Source organism: Clostridium sp. AM22-11AC, from assembly GCF_003473545.1.
Lineage (GTDB): Bacteria > Bacillota > Clostridia > Lachnospirales > Lachnospiraceae > Enterocloster.
The window spans coordinates 1-17,768 of sequence record NZ_QUCM01000007.1; the positions used below are offsets into that span (position 1 = coordinate 1).

Genomic DNA, 17,768 nt, shown 5'->3' on the forward strand with positions numbered 1-17,768 from the left:
CCTTATGCAAGACTTGCCCTTGTCTGGACAGTGATTGTTTTTCATGCTATAATAAGCGAAATAGAAAGGATCCTACTTTAACTTATGAATAATACTTCCAAAAAACCAAGAAAAACATCCAGCTCAGCGGAACAGCTGGCAGCCTGCTCCCTGATCAGCGGTATTGCAGGTATTATCTGCAGCCTTTTTTATCTGCCATTTTCCCTTGTAAGCGGAAAGAACACTCCTATGGGACTGATCTGCGGAGTAATCGGTATCGTGCTTGCCATTATGGCAAAAAACGCGGACATCCGTCCGGGAAAGAAATATCCAGGTAAGGCACTGGCTGGTTTTATCTTCAGTGTGATCGCGATCGCTCTTACCATGTTCTTCTTTTACAGCCTGATCAATTATTATGATCTGCTCCGTGACCCGGTAAAGGGACCGCAGATCAACCAGTTGATCTACCAGATGCAGCAACAGCTTCAGATGCAGATGCAGGCACCGGCAAACTAGTTTGTTTCATAAAATTAATATTGAACACGCAAAAAGCCATTCTCTCGTTTTTATATTAAGAGAATGGCTTTTATTATTTTACCTGTTTATTTATTGAAGTATGAATTACAGCACCGCACGGATCATCTGCTTGATACCATATTCAGAACGTGACTGGGCTTTTGTATCAAAGGCGCTTGCAGCTGCCTTTAATTCTCCCTCTGTCATTTCTTTTGTAAGGATCGCAAATTCATCCATTCCGTAGAGTTCGATCACCTCGGCCTTGCCGAAATACTCATTTAACTCCTGCTCTTTGTTTCTGTAAGAGCCTGCAACACGGATAAAGTAGCGGAACTTGGTCTGATCCATAGGAAGGATCTCCTGTTTTTCATCAGTCCAGCCAAGTGGAACATTTTTGTCTATATTCTGTACTGCTTCGATAATATCTGCAACTACCGCGCTGGCTGTTGGCAGTTTTCCTGCGCCACTTCCGTAAAACATAGAAGTTCCCAGCATATTTCCCTTTACAACGATGCCGTTAAATACATCATTTACAGAGTATAACGGATTGTTCTTACTGATCATAACAGGAGCTACATAAGCGCTTACCTTGCCATCCTTGATGCGGCTGGTTCCAAACAGCTTAATGGAGGTTCCCATTTTCTCTGCATACTTAAAATCGATATCTGTAATTTTGGTAATACCTTCTGTATAAATATCTTCGTAATTAACAGTCTTTCCCGTTGCCATGGAAGTTAAGATCGCGATCTTACGGCAGGTATCATGGCCTTCTACGTCTGCTTCCGGATTGCGCTCTGCATATCCCAGGTTCTGAGCCTCTTTTAAGGCATTTTCAAAAGTTTCGCCCTCTTTATCCATCTTAGTCAGGATATAGTTGGTGGTTCCGTTTAAGATACCTGTGATTTCTTCAATGCGCTCGCCCATCAGGCAGCGGTATAATGGACGGATGATGGGAATTCCGCCGCCTACACTTGCCTCGAAGAAGAAGTTTACCTGTTTTTCTTTTGCAATCGCAAGCAGCTCTGTTCCATAAGCAGCTACTAAAGCCTTATTGGAAGTAACTACATGTTTTCCAGCCAACAGGCAGGCCTTTACAAATGGGTATGCCGGATTTAATCCGCCCATAGTCTCCACTACTACCTGTACTTCCGGATCTTCTTCAATGATCTTAAAATCATGAATGATCTTATCTGCTACCGGGCTGTCCGGAAAATCTCTCAGATCCAGAACATATTTTAATTCAACTTCCTGTCCTGCACTTTTTGCAACTTCTGCCTTATTCTGGTCCAGGATCTCTGCAACACCAGATCCAATGGTACCGTATCCCATAACTGCTGTCTTGATCATAATCTCTCGCTCCCTGTATGCTACCTGATATTTTTTACCGGCCCGATCTTTGTTTTTATTCTCTGGCCAGTATCTTTACATAATGGATACCGTCTAATACTTCCAGTTCATCGATCATACTGGAAACATTTCCCGTATCTTCCCTTACTTCCACACTCAGTGTCAAAGTAGCAACTCCGTTGACCGGAATACTCTGATGGATGGTAAGGATATTTGCCCGGTACACTGCAACCACATGGAGCAGGTCACTTAAAAGTCCCTGTCTGTCATCCATCTGAACTACCAGTGTAATCGTTTTTCCCTTTGTGTTATCATAGAAAGGAAAAATATCGTCCTTATATTTATAAAAAGAACTGCGGCTGATCCCTACCCGGTCTGCAGCTTCCTGCACAGTAATGGCTCTTACTGTTTCCAGAAGTTTCTTTGCCTCTACGACTTTTAAAAGTACTTCCGGCACTGCCTTTTGTTTTACAACAAAATACTTACTTTTGTCCTCCATGAACCCTTTTCTTCCTTCCTGTCCATGTCCGTATCGCGAACACATCTGTATTCATGAGGAAGATATTAACATACTTTTATGGGAATTGCAACCACTTTCTTATGTTAAATTAAGAACAAAGTATACAATATTTCAGATCCATCTATAACACATAAAAAAGACTGCTGTAAAATAGCTTTTCGTCTTACAGCAGTCTTTGTAAATTTATTATGCGTATGCTTATTGATCGTCTGACATGGCATTTTTATTCGGACAGCCAAGACTCATCCAGCGCAGATAAGCACTGATAAAGTTGTCAATAGAGCCATCTAAAACAGCATCTACATTTCCGCTTTCTTCCCCTGTACGATGGTCTTTTACCATAGTATAAGGCTGAAGGACATAAGAGCGGATCTGGCTTCCCCAGCCATTGTCCTTTACGTCACCACGGATACCGGCTGCCTTTGCTGCCTGTTCCTCCTGGCGGAGCATATACAGCTTTGCCTTTAACATCTGCATTGCCTTGTCCTTATTCTGGAACTGGGAACGCTCATTCTGGCAGGTAACAACGATACCTGTAGGATAATGGGTAATACGGATCGCAGAAGAGGTCTTATTGATATGCTGTCCACCGGCACCACTGGAACGGTAGGTATCAATACGGATATCGTCCGGATTGATCTCAATATCAATGTCTTCTTTAATATCCGGCATCACATCACAGGACACGAAAGAAGTCTGTCTCTTGCCTGCTGCATTAAACGGGGAAATGCGTACCAGACGGTGTACACCGTGCTCGGAACGGAGATAGCCATAGGCATTTTCCCCGCTGATCTGAATGGTAACAGATTTGATACCTGCTTCATCACCGTCCAGATAGTCAAGGACTTCTACCTTAAAGCCCTTTTTCTCAGCCCAACGGCAGTACATACGGTACAGCATGCTGCACCAGTCACAGGACTCTGTTCCGCCTGCACCTGCATTCAGACGTAAAATGGCATCATAGCCATCGTATTCGCCGGAAAGCAGAAGCTTCATACGCATCTTTTCCAGGGTCTCTGAAAAATGATCTAACATTTCCTGGATCTCAGGGATCAGAGAAGCATCATTTTCCTCATAACCCATCTGGATCATGGTCTGGATGTCTTCATATTCCTGCTCCAGTTCACGGAAAGTATCAACTTCGTCTTTTAAGTGTTTTGCTTCCCGCACCAGTTTGGTAGAGCGCTCCGGATTATCCCAAAATCCCGGCTCTTCCATGGATTTATCTAATTCGTCGATTCGTCTGACCTTATTATCCAGGTCAAAGTGAATCCCTCACTTCCACTAATGGTTTGTCATACGTTGATAACGTATATTTAAAATTGTCTAACTCAACCACAGCTTCACCCGCTTTCTTATTATAAATTTTTAATTATTTTGCAAAAATCCCCCTGCATGGTTTACTGCCACGCAGGAAGATTTTTCAATTCGTTCATATAGGACTTATTTAATACGTCCGCAGCACTGTTTATATTTCTTTCCGGAACCACATGGGCATGGATCGTTTGGATAGATCTTCTGCTCATCACGTTTCTTTGGAGCGATCGGAGTTGCATCCTTGTTGGTACCTGTAACCTTGGCAGCAGACTCTCTCTCGATCTTCTGCTCTACACGGATGTGGAACAGGATACGTACAGTTTCTTCCTGGATCGCAGCCATCATAGCCTCGTACAGCTCATAGCCCTGCATCTTGTACTCAACAACCGGATCTCTCTGGCCATATGCCTGTAAGCCAATTCCTTCACGGAGAGCATCCATATCATCCAGATGTGACATCCACTTGTTGTCAATAACCTTCAGAAGAACCACACGCTCGATCTCACGGATTTGCTCTGGCTCAGGGAATTCAGCTTCCTTTGTCTCATACAGCTTGATGGCAGCTTCCTTTAAGGTGTGCTTTAATTCGTTCTTCTTCATGGACTTCTTCTGCTCATCTGTCAGTACAACAGACTTTAATGGAATGATCGGCAGAAGGAGATTGTTTAACTCAGTGAGATCCCATTTCTCTGCTGTATCTTCATCAGAAACAGACATATCTACTGCATTCTCTACAATGTCAGTGATCATCTTCAGAACCAGATCACGCATGTTATCCCCATCCAGAACCTTGCGGCGCTCTTTGTAGATAACTTCACGCTGCTCATTGTTTACTTCGTCAAATTTAAGCAGCTGCTCACGGATACCGTAGTTATTGCCCTCGATCTTCATCTGAGCCTTCTCAATAGCATTGGAAAGCATCTTATGCTCGATCTGCTCACCTTCCGGTACGCCCATTGCCTCAAACATATGCATCAGACGCTCAGAACCGAACAGTCTTAACAGGTCATCTTCCAGGGACAGGTAAAATCTGGACTCACCTGGGTCTCCCTGACGTCCGGAACGTCCACGCAGCTGGTTGTCAATACGACGGGACTCATGACGCTCTGTACCAATGATCTTTAAGCCGCCTAAATCCTTTGACTCCTGATCCAGCTTAATATCGGTACCACGGCCTGCCATGTTGGTAGCGATGGTAACGGAACCATGGATACCGGCATCTGCAACGATCTCAGCCTCTAATTCATGGAACTTTGCATTCAGGACTTTATGAGGAATGCCCTTCTTGGTCAGCATCTTGCTGAGAAGTTCGGAAGTCTCAATGGTGATGGTACCAACCAGAACCGGCTGTCCCTTCTCATGTGCCTTTACAACTTCTTCAACAACTGCATTATATTTTTCTTTCTTGGTCTTATAAACAGCGTCATCTAAGTCCTTACGGATAACAGGACGGTTGGTTGGAATCACGATAACGTCCATTCCATAGATGTTACGGAATTCCTTCTCTTCTGTAAGAGCGGTACCGGTCATACCTGCCTTCTTTGCGAACTTATTGAAGAAGTTCTGGAAAGTAATGGTAGCCAGTGTACGGCTTTCACGACGTACATTTACATGCTCTTTTGCTTCGATCGCCTGATGCAGACCATCAGAATAACGGCGGCCTGGCATAATACGTCCTGTAAATTCATCAACGATCAGGACTTCGTCATCTTTTACTACATAGTCCTTATCGCGGAACATCAGGTTGTTGGCACGAAGTGCAAGGATGATATTGTGCTGGATCTCCAGATTTTCCGGATCAGCCAGGTTATCAATGTGGAAGTATTCCTCTACCTTCTTGACGCCCTGTTCAGTCAGGTTAACTACTTTATCCTTCTCATCTACTACGAAATCGCCTGTCTCTTCGATCTCTTCACCCATGATGGCATCGATCTTGGAGAATTCCTTTGAAACAGTACCGCGCTCTAACTGACGCGCTAAAACGTCGCATACTTCATACAGCTTGGTAGACTTGCCGCTCTGTCCGGAAATGATCAGAGGTGTTCTTGCCTCATCGATGAGAACAGAGTCAACCTCATCGATGATACAGTAATCCAGATCACGCAGAACCAGCTGTTCTTTGTAAATGGACATATTATCACGCAGGTAGTCGAAACCAAGTTCATTGTTTGTTACATAGGTAATGTCGCAGGCATATGCTTCTTTTCTCTGAGCACTGTTCATGTCGTTTAATACAACACCTACAGTCAGACCCAGGAAACGATGTACCTGTCCCATCCACTCAGCATCTCGTTTTGCCAGGTAATCGTTGACAGTAACGATCTGTACGCCTTTTCCCTTTAATGCATTCAGGTAAGCCGGACAGGTAGATACCAGGGTTTTACCTTCACCTGTACGCATCTCTGCGATACGGCCCTGATGGAGTACGATACCACCGATCAGCTGTACCGGGAAATGCTCCATATTCAGTGTTCTTCTTGCCGCCTCACGGACAGTAGCAAATGCCTCTGGCAGAATATCATCCAGAGTTGCTCCGTCAGCCAGCTTTGCTTTCAGGATACGGGTCTGATCGCGCAGCTCTTCATCTGACTTGGCAATCATTTCGGGGCGCAGGTTTTCGATCTTCGCCAAAATCGGGCGGATCATCTTCAATTCCCTTTCACTGTGAGTCCCGAACAGTTTCTCAATTACGTTCATGGTAAGTTCTCCTAACTTCTTCCTTATATAAATGAAAATTCTTTTCAACCTGCATCTGTGCCGCAAATGCAGCCAGTACGCTTATGATACAATCTAATACATTGTAACACTTGAGCGGGATTTATTCAACGACTTCATAAAAAGTTTACATTTCCCCCCATATTATGGTAAACCAGACATCTTGCACAAAAAGTATGTTCGATTTTGTGCACATCCACATTGTCCACACTTATCCACAAAGTTTTCCCCCAAAGTTATCCACATCGATTTTTATCGGTTTTTCTGCATTTTCTAGTTATACACCGACTTATCCACATTATCCACATATTTTACCCTGTTCTTTTTTACACCCCTTTTACATTTTCCTGTCCTTTCTTTTTTGTATATATCTCATAAATCTGCTGTTTTTCATCAAAATATGCACAGTTACTATTGACATTTTTTCATGTACACTATTAATAATTCAATAGCCATTTGCACCCTACATATACTTTTTTTATAAAAAATTAAGATAAATTATTAGTCAATTTGAGATTTTATGTTGTAATTTTATAATAAACATGATATAATGTGCATATCTCAGAAAAAGGAGTTGATGATTATGCGTTATACCATAACAGGACGAAATATTGAGGTAACTCCAGGTTTGAAAGCAGCCGTTGAAAAGAAGATCGGAAAGCTGGAACATTTTTTCACTCCTGACACCGAAGTGATCGTAGCGCTCAGCGCTCAGAAAGACCAACAGAAAATCGAGGTGACCATTCCAGTTAAAGGCAACACCATCCGTGCTGAAGAAAGCAGCACCGATATGTATGTATCCATTGATCTGGTAGAAGAGATCATTGAACGCCAGATCCGCAGATATAAAAAGAAACTCATCGACAAGAAGCAGGCAGCTATCGCATTCTCCCAGGCATTTATTGAGGATGAAGAAGATACCGCTTACGAAGATGATATTCAGATCGTAAAAACCAAGAAATTCGCTATGAAGCCAGTAAATCCTGAGGAAGCTTGCCTTCAGATGGAAATGTTAGGACATAATTTCTTCGTATTCCTGAACTCCGAAACTGAGCAGGTAAATGTAGTGTACAAGCGTAAAAATGGTACTTATGGACTGATCGAACCTGAATTCTAAAAACTTTTAAAACTTCATAAAAACAAACAGGGGAGCCAAAACCGGCTCCCCCATTTTTATGTGCATTATGATGCATATTTAATTTTGATTATGTACTTTTACGTTTCAACAGGATCAGTCAAAAAATGTAACTGCCTTGCAAGGTGTTCTGTAATTAGACGGTGCATAGCAGATACCGGTAGCAGGTGTACTGGAGTGGATGATCTTTCCATTTCCTACATAAATACCTACATGATTGATATAGCTGCCGCTGGCATAGAATAAAAGGTCTCCTGGTTTTACTTCACTGACCGGGATTGCCTTTCCTCTTGCTGCCTGGTCTCTGGAACTGCGTCCTGTACTGATACCGAAATGAGAGAATACACTCATAACAAAGCCGGAACAGTCAGCGCCCTTTGTCAGACTGGTGCCGCCGTATACATAAGGATTTCCTAAGAACTGCTGTGCATAGGCGATCAGTGCAGTTCTGGAAGCTGTCTCTACAGCAGAACTTTCTGTCTTCTTGGAAGAGCTTGTCTCTTTCTTTGCTCCAGGTCCCTCTGACTTGGTTTCTGTCTTTGTTTCTGCTACTGTTTCCGCCTTTGTCTCAGCTTTCGTTTCTGCCTTTGTTTCTGCTTTTGTCTCCTGTTTAACAGTTGGAGCAGCTACTGTCACATCCTCTGCCTTTTCCGGATTGGCTGCAATCACTTTTATGGCTGCCTCTGTTTCTTTTGTCTTTTCCTTCTTGGTCTCTTCCTTTGGAGCAGCTGTTGTTTCTTTCTTTGCAGCCGTTGTCTCAGCCTTGGTTTCCGCTTTCGTCTCTGCTTTGGTTTCTGCTGCCTTGCTCTCCGCTTTCTTTGCAGCTTCTAACTCTTTCATTGCCTTGTCAGCTTCTTCTTTACGCTTGGCTTCGTCTTCTTCTTTGGCTTTTTCTTCCTCTACAGAAACAGCTTTGTTAAATTCTACACTGGTTTTCATGTAGTCTTTAAATACATAACCTTCCAGGTCTGTATCCACAGCTACTTTTAAGAAATCACCTTCCTGTCCCACAACAGAATACTGGGCGCCTTCTGATAAAAGTGTCAGTGTCTTGCTGGTCAGATCCGGGCTTTCTCTTAAACGAAGGCTGGTGGTATCTACCACTGTTCCATAGGTCTTTCCTACTTCTTTTGCCTTTGTTTCTGCTTTCTGGCCTGTAACAAAATATTCGGATTTAATATAGCCGGTTACAGAGCCGGACTGAATCTTGTACCATTTTCCGCCTTCGCCGTCTACTGTATCTAAGATCGTTGCTGCACAGTCATTGTAGATCTTTCCTGTTATGGAACTGGAGGTATTTGCCTCTGTACGGATATTTACAGATCCGCTTACTTTAGATACTGCAATATTATCATAGGCAGAAGAAGCTGCCTTTGTCTGTGAAACAGCTGCTGCCTTTACTTCTGTAGAAGCCGCTGCTTTTGTCTCTGTTTTTGCTCCGGATGAGGTCTGGGCTTTTGTTTCTGCCTTTGCAGTTGCTGCGGCCTTTGTCTCTGTTGCAGTCTTTGTTTCACTGCTTTTTTTCGTTTCTGTTGCCTCCAACTGATTGTAAGATGACGCCAGCTTCTTTTCCGGCTGTGCATTTCCGGCATAATAATTATTTAACGCTACGGAAATTCCCGCAAGAGAGGAACCGGTTTCCAGATTTGTGGACGCAAAAGCCGGTGTCACACCTGCAAGGCTGCACATTCCGCTGATGATCAGTAATTTTTTCCATGTGTTCATCGGTACTCTTATCCTCTCTTTAAGTCTGACAGATACTGCTCTGCGCTGGTCACTGCATTGGCACCGTCTGCCGCTGCTGTAACGATCTGCCGCAATTTTTTTGTTCTCACATCGCCTGCTGCATAAATACCAGGTACAGAAGTAATTCCCTCTTCTCCTGCTTTGATATAACCCTGTTCCATATCCACAACGCCTTCAAAAGCAGCTGTTTCCGGCTGTATTCCTACAGCAATAAATACGCCCTGAAGAGAAATTTCTTTCTTTTCACCTGTAACATGATCCTGGAGCAATAAACTTTCTACTGCTCCATCGCCTTTTATAGCCTCTGCCTCTGTATTCCAGAGTATTTCCACATTCCCTTTTGAGAAAAGCTGATTTTGAAGGCTTTTTGCTGCACGGAGTTTTCCCCGTCTGTGGATCAGATAGACTTTACTGCACATACGTGAAAGGAAAATGGCATCTTCCACTGCTACATCACCGCCGCCGATCACTGCAACGGTCCTGTTCCTGAAAAATGCACCATCACAGGTAGCACAGTAAGAAACACCGGCTCCTGTCAGTTCTTTTTCACCAGGAATGCCTAACTTTTTATGAACGGCTCCTGTTGCAAGGATCAGTGTCCTTGCCTCATAGTTTTCATTCATTCCAATGACCTGTTTTAAGTTTTCCAGGCCTTTATCTTCTATTTTTAAAACTGTATCTTCTTTAAATTGCGCACCCAGATGATCTGCATGTTCCCGCAGCTTCATTCCCAGTTCGTAACCGCTGATCCCAGGATATCCGGGATAATTATCCACTTCATAGGTATTTAATATCTGTCCGCCGCTTACCGTAGATCGTTCGATTATCAGAGTGTCCAGGCAGGCTCTCTGGGCATACACAGCTGCTGCAAGCCCCGCCGGTCCTGAACCGATTATGATCAGATCATAGATATGTGATGTCATTTTTATTGTTTCCTGTCTATTTTTTCATTATCTCTTAATATATTGTAACCAATTCGTAATTATTATAGCATAGATTTTACTATTGTTGCACTTCAAATTCTTACAATTATCTTTACAGATCAACCAAATATATGCCAACCTCTCCATTCTGTGCTAAAATAGAAAGAGCAAATACTGCGTCACTGATCGTGGAACACGCGAACAGAAACAGTACTGTACACATGCAGAAAGGAACGTGAGCTTATGTCAAGAAAAACTGTACTTGTGACCGGCGCTTCCCGTGGTATCGGAAAAGCCATTGCCATTAAATTTGCCCGGAAAGGCTATAATGTAGTCATCAGCTGCATCCGCAATGAAGACCGCCTGATGCAGACAAAAAAAGAAATTGAGAATTATCAGGTACCTTGTCTTGCCTATATGGGAGATATGGGAGATATGGATTGCTGCAAAGAACTGTTCGCAAAGATAAAGAAACAGTTTGGAGGTATAGATGTACTGGTAAATAATGCCGGTGTTTCCTACATCGGACTGCTTCAGGATATGAGCAGTGAAGACTGGGATAAAATTCTCCATATGAATTTAACTTCTGTTTTTAACTGCTGCAAATTGGCAATCCCTTATATGGTACACCAAAAACAGGGAAAGATCATCAATATTTCCTCTGTATGGGGTGTTGCAGGAGCTTCCTGTGAAGCAGCTTACTCTGCAACCAAAGGCGGCATCAACGCTCTGACCCGTGCTCTTGCCAAAGAACTGGGCCCAAGCAACATCCAGGTCAATGCTATTGCCTGCGGTGCCATTGACACAGAAATGAACCAGTGGATGGAAGAAGACGAACTGATCGCACTGGTAGATGAGATACCGGCAGGACGCCTTGGTAAAGCAGAAGAAGTAGCTGATCTGGCTTATCATCTTGGTTATAAAGAATCCTATCTTACAGGACAGATCATTGGGCTTGATGGGGGGTGGATCTAAAACATTCTCTCACCCCCTCCCAGCACAGCAAGAGGTATTTCTGCAACATAATAAAAACGGAACAGGCGCCTATACAGGTTTCTGTTCCATTTAATCCTGCATCCTCTGCTTTAAAAATGACTACCGGATTGGCACAGTCAATAAGAGTTACAGGCAGTTTTCCATATCCAGGCACATCTAAAATATCCTGTTTATTGCCAGTTGGAAACAGCTTTCCTGTAAGACCGCCACCGGGATTTTCAAAACAGCTGTCCCGGCAGCTTCTGCTTTTCTTTTACCGGGAAGGTGGCTTCAAACCGTTCAAATCCGTCCGGGTCTTTCTCACAGACAAAATACCCCTCAGGGTCTTTGTAAGTGCCGGAGACGCCGTCCAGAAATCCGGGGGTCAGTTCTCTGATGAGAAAATAGTCCGCATCCGGGTCGTCGGCATAGCACACGCCCTTGGTTTTGGCCGGAACAAAGCCAGACTTGCCGTAAAAGTCAATATTGCCGGTAATGGCAAGTGCCCCTGCACCCATTTCCTTAGCTTTTTCCATGGAATAGTCGAGAAGCTGCTTTCCGTAGCCCTGCCGCTTGTATGCGGGTGCAACGCCAATGGGGCCGAAGGTCATGATCGGCACCTTTCGTCCATCGTCACAGTCGATCTCCGACCGTACATAGATGATCTGCCCGATCATCTCACCGCCCAGTTCCATCACAAAATCCAGATCCGGCACAAATGCCGGGTCATCCCTATAACAATGCAGCACATAGTGCTCCATACAGCCAGGCTGATAAACATTCCAGAATGACTCGCGGGTCAGGTTTTCGACGGTTCTGTAATCGTCTTTTGTTTCCAGACGAATGATAATATTCTTTTCTGACATAATTATTCTCCTTCTCTTTTATCAATGATTTTGTATAATTAGCAGCAGACATTTTTCGCATTACATTCTCTGATCCAATGATCAAGGAACTGCATCTGTTCCTCAGTATGGAACCAGTGCTCGCCGCCGGGCATGACGATCAGGCCAGCATGGTGCTGCTTGGCAAATGCAGATACCGTTTCAATGGATGTTAAGGCAAGTTCCTGTTCGGTCACCCCCGACCATTGCATCATATTGCAGATCAGTTTTTCCATATCCACGATTGGCGAGATCAAATAAGCCCGGTCAACCAGCGTTTCATCCAGCGAGGATATCCCAAAGAAAGCCCCGATGCTGTTTGCAACCAAGGTAATGTGCTCAAACCTACTTCTCTGTGTGGTAAAAAATGCAAAAAACTCTTTCTTGGCTTCCCAAAGCGTTTGCGAACAGTAATCAAACCCGATTACTTCACTATTAGGAAAGAACATTTTGTAATACTCAGCTTCCCCAGCCGAACCGCCCTTTCCGTGAACATATATAATTAAATTTTTCATTTTATCTCATTCCCCTTTCTAAGACAGCGGAAAATCATCCACAAAAGCAGGTGTAAGAAAGACCCCGAGAGAACATTTATTGCTGCGCTCTGTACCAATCGAGAATGGCGCTTAGATTTTCCGCCTTGACCCGCTCACCGCCGTGGAGCATCATATCCAGCATATCGTCCTCCTCCGGCGTGCGGTCTTTCTTTGCGGCCAGACCTTTGCCCACTGTTTTAACCATGATCTCCATCATGAATCGATAAATACCGTGTAGCTTTTTAACATTGAAGTTTCCTTGCAGGGTGAACAGCGGAATGTTGGCTGGAATTTCTGACTTTTTCCGCACGCTGTCTGTCTGCGTTCCGGTTTGTCCCATGCCGACGCCGCAGACAGCGCACACCTGATAGCGCTTCGCAGCCCCGGCACACCCCTTGACCGAACCGGCCATGATCCAGCCAAGATAGACAACCTCCGCACCAGCAAAGACCCGTTTTTTCGCTTCTGCAAGGGAATATGCCGGAAGTCCGGTTTCCTGGGCCAGCAGCTTTGCATACTGCCCGGTACTTCCGGTGTTGGTGGTGTAAATAATTGCATCCATAATAGTTGCTCCTTTCAAAAAAATAGGACGCAGCGCATGATCGTTTTTGCGATCAGCACTGCGTCTTAGCGTCTGGCTGTTTGGTTTCGATGATAAAATTTTTTGCATTGATAATACTCTCATGCCTGCATTTTGGACAAAACAGAGGAAAAGTTACTAATTCCGTCTCCCGCAGTATCTGCAAGCGCGTCTTGGCACCGCACCACGGGCATAAGACCCAGCGTTTTTCTTCTCCCACATCTTTCATGTTGTTCTCCCCTTCTTTCTGTAATCAGACTCAACCTTGGCAATAAAGTGATCAATATGTGTCGCCAGCAAAGAAGAAGCAGATTCTTTTTTTTCAGCACCGTCGTAGACACTGTATAAAAGATACATTGGACCATAGAATTCCAACGCCAACTGCATAGCATCCTCATCAGAATCTGCCAGCTTGCGGAAGATGGCCGCCATGTACTCCAGTGGACCACCCGCCAGATAGTCATGATGGAGCTGTGCAAGCTTGGGATCACGGTATTGCTCCAGCGTCAGCATTTTACGGAAATTGGAAGAAAACGGTTCCTTTGTCCAATGGTCAAACTGGGCAAGACTGTATGTGCGGATTTTCTGAATTGGTGTATGCAGATATGCTTCCGCAAAGCCGTCTGGTTCCGTTTCCGGCATTTCATAGACTTCCGCGCGCTCATAGTCCATCTTGTTCATCCGCTCCACGATCTTATCTAAGATTTCTTGTTTGCTGGCATAGTGCTTATATAAGGCGGCTTTCGTAAATCCTAACTGTCCTGCAATATCATTCATAGACGTCCCAAGATAGCCGTTCTGCGCAAACAGCTCCAGTGCTATCCTCAAAATCCGTTCCTTTGTACTCTCTGCCATAACTATCTCCTTTATCAAAGTAACCATTCGGTAACTCCATTACCGTTACCGAATGGTTACTTGTCAAGAACTAATGAAAAAAATATATTTTCAATCCTGTATTCCCGTTTATCCCCAGGCATTCAATCAATTTTTGATAACATTAAGAAGAATTTGACCAAATTTCACATCAATTCTTTATGAACCATAAACATAAGAAAACCCTTGAAAATACTGGATATCCAAGGGTTTTGATGTTCTCGTGGCCTGCCGGATACTGCACCGTCTTTGGATCAACACCTTTGTAATTGCATCCGCATCTCCATCCAGATACCAGCGATGTCTGAAAACTCACCATTACCGATTTCCGTATCAACTGCCCAGCCGGGAACAGTGCCTTCAGGGACAAAGACACAGGAGCTTCATATCCAGGAGCAAACGACTGTCGGAGACAAAGTCAACTTGTAAAATATACTGGCTTAGTGGCTTTACTTTTGAAATATATCTTCGTTCCATATAGCTTTTTCCTTTAACCACAGGAATGCTTTTCAGCGCTCCCTCCAAAAATATTCTGTTGTGTCTCCCTCGAAACAAATTTTGCTGTAGCTCATATCCAATCCTCTGGAAGTTGTGTACTGAAATGTCTGCCCGCTCTGAAGACGGCGCTTATTTCCTAACTTGAGTACAATGCCATCCGGTTCTCCCGCTTGAATATCCCCCTGCTCCGGGTCAAATTCATACCAGTAAATGGTATCTCTCTGGACCATAAAATAGAGGGAGCTGCTCCTATCCCCGTCAGGATACCAATATCCCTCGGCGACTGTATTGTCGTTATCATCGGAAGAGATGATTTCATGTTCCTGTGTGCGCATATCCTCAATAGAGTCATAACCCAGTTGCTCTGCCGGATTATCATCTGTGAAGTCATAGTCGGTGTCCTCAATCACACCGGGGGTATAGTAATCTTCTCTTTCACCTTCACTACTTCCCACTCCGCAGGCAGCAAGGCCAAGGCATATGACCAGCGCCAGCAGAAAAGCCGTACATTTTTTCCAATCCTTCATTTTCTCACTCCTCCTAAGTCAATCAATACCACCCGTCTAACGGGTGGTTTACTCAGCGGCTATAAGCCTTTGTTACCGGCCAGCGCCTAAAGACGCTGGCTTTCACTTTTCGTTCAAGCTATTATGCCCTTGACTCGTTGCTACCCTTAAAAGGGTGTTTGTACTACTGGCTACCCCCTAAAGGGGTCTTCATATTCTTTCACGCTTAATTTATCCAGCGCTATATCATGTTTCTCTTGTTCTTGTATATACTTTTTTATTGCCGCCTCATTTAAGCCTACTGTACTCACGTAATATCCTTCTGCCCAGAAATGTCTATTTCCGTATTTATATTTCAGATTTGCATGTCTATCAAACATCATTAATGCACTTTTTCCTTTTAAATACCCCATAAACTGTGATATACTGTATTTAGGTGGAATACTTACCAGTATATGAACATGATCTGGCATTAATTTTCCTTCTATTATTTCTACCCCCTTGTATCCACATAAAGTTTTTATTATGTCCCGTAAATCTTTTCTGTATTGATTGTATATTACCTTTCTTCGATATTTGGGAGTAAATACTATATGGTATTTACATAGCCATTTTGTATGTGCCATATCATTTGTTTTATTTGCCAAAAGATCACCTTTCCTTTCATTTAGCATAGTAGCCTGAACAACTCTATTCTAACGGAAAGGTGATTTTTTGTATAACATTGTTGGCTCCACCCGCATAGCGGGTGGTTTTTTGTTTCGGACATTTCCATTTTTCGGAACACGAAAAACTCCAATGTCCTCAACCGGCTAAAGCCTATAATAAAAAATCCACCGTACAAATATTGTACAGTGGATTAAAAAAGATAACCATTAACCAAAGGTTAGGGGTTGGCATTCAGCATGGATAAAATCTGCTGCCGCTTCGCCCGGGTATCCCATCTATGTTAAGTTTAGAATAAATCTGATTGATATATTGCTTAATACTGCCTTCGGACAGGAACAGTCTTTCCGCAATTTTGCGGTTACTCAGGCGCTCTTTCATCAGCCCAAGATCTCATATTCCTTTCCAAGCTGTACGATAGGTTAACCACTTACGGACCACTAAAACTCCAGTGAAAACGGCTCTCGTTAGGTCAAATGAGGTCAAACTATACAGATAAGTCTGGGTACAAGAAAACCCCGGAAAACCTTGATTTTCCGGGGTTTTTGAACCATTTTGATATAGTCTGAGCAGTCGATTATCGCTTGCTGAACTGAGGTGCACGACGTGCAGCCTTCAGACCGTACTCACCTGACCTTGATCCAAAAAGACCAGTATTCATGCGGTTTTTCGGGCTTTCCTCTCTCAGTAAACCCATAGGTAAACCCACGAAATCGCGAAATTTTTGGTGCAGTTTAACGCAGCCCGAATGCAGCATTCACAACGCTGCTTAATTCCTCAGGTTTATTGTACTTGACTTTCGCATAGATGTCCATAGTCGTTTTGCTGTTCTCATGGCCTGCCAGATACTGCACCGTCTTAGGATCAACACCTTTGTAAATCAGATTGGTGATGTAGGTGTGCCGCAGCATGTGCGGAGTCACCTTGAAGTCCATCGTATACACCAGTTTGGGATTATTCGGCTGATGCTCACCAAGCCTTGGCTTTATTCTATGCTTGATGGACTGTCCATTTACATAAGTGTAATAACAGCGTTCTGCAGTAGAACGGACTGTTATGTACTTCCAGACTCTCACAAACTGTGTTTCCGTCAAAACAGTTCCCTTCGAATTCGAGATCACATATTCCGATTCTGATTTTTCCCTTTCTTCCTTGAGACAGGCTACCAGGCATTTTGGAATCGGAACATCTCGTTTTGCTGCCGGTGTCTTCAATAGCGTGTTGACTACCGGCTCACCGCCTTCCACATGCCATGCACGCCTTACCGAAATGTACGGCGTTTTTTCATCCAGGAATACGCAGTCCCATTTTAATCCAAGGATCTCTTCTCTACGCAATCCCGCGTACAAACCGATCATCACGAAGACATACGGTGGAAGCTCACGAATGCTATCCAGCAAAATAGCAGTCTGTTCATCCGTCAAAGCCTCGCGCCGTTTCGCTGGCTTTCCGCCTCTTGCGCAAATCGTTTTGGATGGATTCTCTTTAATCACCTTGCTCTCTTCTGCTGAATTAAAAATGTTCTTAATCAGCATATTGAGCTGACCATACATTCCGGAAGAACCTTTTGATAACGGAACCATCAGCAGCCGCAGGTCATCTGTGGTCACCTCGTCCATATACATCTGTCCAATCGGACCCACGATGTACCGATTCACCATCCGTGCGTATCCTTCCAACGTATTAGTTCTTACCGTTCCAGACCGCATCAGCAACCATTTTTCACAGTACTCTTCCACGGTCGGATTCTCTCTATGGAAAACCACTTCCGCGATTTTCTTCTGGGCATCTTCCACCCGGTCATACAATTCTTCGCGTGTCAGCCCGTAAATCGCCACTCTCTTTCCGTCTGCATCTGTAATCCGGGTGCGGTAATACTGTACCCCTTTCATCATCACTGTTCCGTATTCCGGAAGTTCAGCAGGACGCTTTTTCCCTTTAGCCATGTGTTCTCCTCCTATCTATCTTCATACATTGCGTGTTGTCACTTTTATTATCATGGCGTACAGCACTTCCTTCAAGGATGTCGAATGTATGTAAAAAGGCAGGGAT

Annotated in this window: 18 protein-coding genes; 3 read left to right on the plus strand and 15 right to left on the minus strand. The window is 43.9% G+C overall.

The window, feature by feature from the left end:
• Nucleotides 1-84 precede the first annotated feature (84 nt).
• The gene (locus DW251_RS08695; RefSeq protein WP_021868619.1) at nucleotides 85-495 is read left to right on the plus strand and encodes a DUF4190 domain-containing protein; all 411 of its coding nucleotides are present in this window, start codon (nucleotides 85-87) and stop codon (nucleotides 493-495) included.
• A gap of 105 nt (nucleotides 496-600) precedes the next feature.
• Here DW251_RS08695 and DW251_RS08700 read toward each other — a convergent pair whose 3' ends face one another.
• The 4 genes from DW251_RS08700 to secA all read right to left on the minus strand — a co-directional run bounded on the left by DW251_RS08700 (nucleotide 601) and on the right by secA (nucleotide 6,376).
• Entirely contained in the window at nucleotides 601-1,842 is a 1,242-nt protein-coding gene (locus DW251_RS08700) for a homoserine dehydrogenase (protein ID WP_118300804.1), read from the minus strand.
• Nucleotides 1,843-1,897: 55 nt separating this feature from the next.
• On the minus strand, nucleotides 1,898-2,341 hold the full coding sequence (locus DW251_RS08705) for an ACT domain-containing protein (protein ID WP_021870027.1): 444 nt from the start codon (nucleotides 2,339-2,341) through the stop codon (nucleotides 1,898-1,900).
• Between the two features lie 219 nt (nucleotides 2,342-2,560).
• Nucleotides 2,561-3,701, minus strand: a protein-coding gene (gene prfB, locus DW251_RS08710) for a peptide chain release factor 2 (protein WP_118300806.1) whose coding sequence is annotated in 2 segments (ribosomal slippage) — nucleotides 2,561-3,625 and nucleotides 3,627-3,701 — 1,140 coding nt in all. Because the reading frame shifts where the segments join, the coding sequence is not laid out codon by codon here.
• Between the two features lie 104 nt (nucleotides 3,702-3,805).
• A complete protein-coding gene (gene secA / locus DW251_RS08715; RefSeq protein ID WP_118300808.1) occupies nucleotides 3,806-6,376 on the minus strand; it encodes a preprotein translocase subunit SecA in 2,571 nt (856 codons plus the stop codon).
• Nucleotides 6,377-6,977: 601 nt separating this feature from the next.
• Between secA and raiA the strand changes: the two genes are divergently transcribed.
• Complete coding sequence (gene raiA, locus DW251_RS08720) at nucleotides 6,978-7,511, plus strand: ribosome-associated translation inhibitor RaiA (RefSeq protein ID WP_021869280.1); 534 nt, start codon at nucleotides 6,978-6,980, stop codon at nucleotides 7,509-7,511.
• Nucleotides 7,512-7,625: 114 nt separating this feature from the next.
• On the opposite strand, the gene DW251_RS08725 is transcribed toward raiA, so the two are convergent.
• Nucleotides 7,626-9,254 carry a C40 family peptidase gene (locus DW251_RS08725; RefSeq protein ID WP_118300810.1) on the minus strand — a complete coding sequence of 543 codons (1,629 nt, stop codon included), beginning with the start codon at nucleotides 9,252-9,254 and terminating at the stop codon, nucleotides 7,626-7,628.
• An 8-nt stretch (nucleotides 9,255-9,262) separates the two neighbouring features.
• Nucleotides 9,263-10,198, minus strand: a complete 936-nt coding sequence (trxB, locus tag DW251_RS08730; protein WP_118300812.1) for a thioredoxin-disulfide reductase — start codon at nucleotides 10,196-10,198, stop codon at nucleotides 9,263-9,265.
• Nucleotides 10,199-10,441: 243 nt separating this feature from the next.
• Here trxB and fabG point away from each other — a divergent pair, with 243 nt between their 5' ends.
• A complete protein-coding gene (gene fabG / locus DW251_RS08735; protein WP_021868630.1) occupies nucleotides 10,442-11,173 on the plus strand; it encodes a 3-oxoacyl-ACP reductase FabG in 732 nt (243 codons plus the stop codon).
• A gap of 239 nt (nucleotides 11,174-11,412) precedes the next feature.
• Here fabG and DW251_RS08745 read toward each other — a convergent pair whose 3' ends face one another.
• The 9 genes from DW251_RS08745 to DW251_RS08785 all read right to left on the minus strand — a co-directional run bounded on the left by DW251_RS08745 (nucleotide 11,413) and on the right by DW251_RS08785 (nucleotide 17,662).
• On the minus strand, nucleotides 11,413-12,039 hold the full coding sequence (locus DW251_RS08745; protein ID WP_118300816.1) for an N-acetyltransferase: 627 nt from the start codon (nucleotides 12,037-12,039) through the stop codon (nucleotides 11,413-11,415).
• Between the two features lie 38 nt (nucleotides 12,040-12,077).
• On the minus strand, nucleotides 12,078-12,572 hold the full coding sequence (locus DW251_RS08750; protein ID WP_118300818.1) for an alpha/beta hydrolase: 495 nt from the start codon (nucleotides 12,570-12,572) through the stop codon (nucleotides 12,078-12,080).
• A 76-nt stretch (nucleotides 12,573-12,648) separates the two neighbouring features.
• Nucleotides 12,649-13,263, minus strand: a complete 615-nt coding sequence (locus tag DW251_RS08755; RefSeq protein ID WP_243034909.1) for a hypothetical protein — start codon at nucleotides 13,261-13,263, stop codon at nucleotides 12,649-12,651.
• A complete protein-coding gene (locus tag DW251_RS08760; RefSeq protein WP_021868634.1) occupies nucleotides 13,208-13,402 on the minus strand; it encodes a cysteine-rich KTR domain-containing protein in 195 nt (64 codons plus the stop codon). The genes DW251_RS08755 and DW251_RS08760 overlap by 56 nt, the downstream gene beginning before the upstream one ends.
• Nucleotides 13,399-14,028: a TetR/AcrR family transcriptional regulator gene (locus tag DW251_RS08765; RefSeq protein ID WP_021868635.1), complete on the minus strand. Its 630-nt coding sequence runs from the start codon at nucleotides 14,026-14,028 to the stop codon at nucleotides 13,399-13,401. The genes DW251_RS08760 and DW251_RS08765 overlap by 4 nt, the downstream gene beginning before the upstream one ends.
• Before the next feature lie 527 nt (nucleotides 14,029-14,555).
• The gene (locus DW251_RS08770) at nucleotides 14,556-15,071 is read right to left on the minus strand and encodes a hypothetical protein (RefSeq protein WP_118300822.1); all 516 of its coding nucleotides are present in this window, start codon (nucleotides 15,069-15,071) and stop codon (nucleotides 14,556-14,558) included.
• Nucleotides 15,072-15,241: 170 nt separating this feature from the next.
• Nucleotides 15,242-15,724, minus strand: a complete 483-nt coding sequence (gene tnpA / locus DW251_RS08775; RefSeq protein WP_182433601.1) for an IS200/IS605 family transposase — start codon at nucleotides 15,722-15,724, stop codon at nucleotides 15,242-15,244.
• Nucleotides 15,725-15,950: 226 nt separating this feature from the next.
• Complete coding sequence (locus tag DW251_RS18485) at nucleotides 15,951-16,097, minus strand: LuxR C-terminal-related transcriptional regulator (protein WP_118300826.1); 147 nt, start codon at nucleotides 16,095-16,097, stop codon at nucleotides 15,951-15,953.
• 353 nt (nucleotides 16,098-16,450) lie between these two features.
• On the minus strand, nucleotides 16,451-17,662 hold the full coding sequence (locus DW251_RS08785; RefSeq protein ID WP_055222189.1) for a site-specific integrase: 1,212 nt from the start codon (nucleotides 17,660-17,662) through the stop codon (nucleotides 16,451-16,453).
• Between the last annotated feature and the right edge of the window lie 106 nt (nucleotides 17,663-17,768).

What these genes read in the sequence shown, in the direction of transcription:
- DW251_RS08695 (WP_021868619.1), top strand. Translation starts at nt 85, where the DNA reads ATGAATAATACTTCCAAAAAACCAAGAAAAACATCCAGCTCAGCGGAA.
- DW251_RS08700 (WP_118300804.1), bottom strand. Translation starts at nt 1,842, where the DNA reads ATGATCAAGACAGCAGTTATGGGATACGGTACCATTGGATCTGGTGTT.
- DW251_RS08705 (WP_021870027.1), bottom strand. Translation starts at nt 2,341, where the DNA reads ATGGAGGACAAAAGTAAGTATTTTGTTGTAAAACAAAAGGCAGTGCCG.
- secA (WP_118300808.1), bottom strand. Translation starts at nt 6,376, where the DNA reads ATGAACGTAATTGAGAAACTGTTCGGGACTCACAGTGAAAGGGAATTG.
- raiA (WP_021869280.1), top strand. Translation starts at nt 6,978, where the DNA reads ATGCGTTATACCATAACAGGACGAAATATTGAGGTAACTCCAGGTTTG.
- DW251_RS08725 (WP_118300810.1), bottom strand. Translation starts at nt 9,254, where the DNA reads ATGAACACATGGAAAAAATTACTGATCATCAGCGGAATGTGCAGCCTT.
- trxB (WP_118300812.1), bottom strand. Translation starts at nt 10,198, where the DNA reads ATGACATCACATATCTATGATCTGATCATAATCGGTTCAGGACCGGCG.
- fabG (WP_021868630.1), top strand. Translation starts at nt 10,442, where the DNA reads ATGTCAAGAAAAACTGTACTTGTGACCGGCGCTTCCCGTGGTATCGGA.
- DW251_RS08745 (WP_118300816.1), bottom strand. Translation starts at nt 12,039, where the DNA reads ATGTCAGAAAAGAATATTATCATTCGTCTGGAAACAAAAGACGATTAC.
- DW251_RS08750 (WP_118300818.1), bottom strand. Translation starts at nt 12,572, where the DNA reads ATGAAAAATTTAATTATATATGTTCACGGAAAGGGCGGTTCGGCTGGG.
- DW251_RS08755 (WP_243034909.1), bottom strand. Translation starts at nt 13,263, where the DNA reads ATGCAAAAAATTTTATCATCGAAACCAAACAGCCAGACGCTAAGACGC.
- DW251_RS08760 (WP_021868634.1), bottom strand. Translation starts at nt 13,402, where the DNA reads ATGAAAGATGTGGGAGAAGAAAAACGCTGGGTCTTATGCCCGTGGTGC.
- DW251_RS08765 (WP_021868635.1), bottom strand. Translation starts at nt 14,028, where the DNA reads ATGGCAGAGAGTACAAAGGAACGGATTTTGAGGATAGCACTGGAGCTG.
- DW251_RS08770 (WP_118300822.1), bottom strand. Translation starts at nt 15,071, where the DNA reads ATGAAGGATTGGAAAAAATGTACGGCTTTTCTGCTGGCGCTGGTCATA.
- tnpA (WP_182433601.1), bottom strand. Translation starts at nt 15,724, where the DNA reads ATGCTAAATGAAAGGAAAGGTGATCTTTTGGCAAATAAAACAAATGAT.
- DW251_RS18485 (WP_118300826.1), bottom strand. Translation starts at nt 16,097, where the DNA reads ATGAAAGAGCGCCTGAGTAACCGCAAAATTGCGGAAAGACTGTTCCTG.
- DW251_RS08785 (WP_055222189.1), bottom strand. Translation starts at nt 17,662, where the DNA reads ATGGCTAAAGGGAAAAAGCGTCCTGCTGAACTTCCGGAATACGGAACA.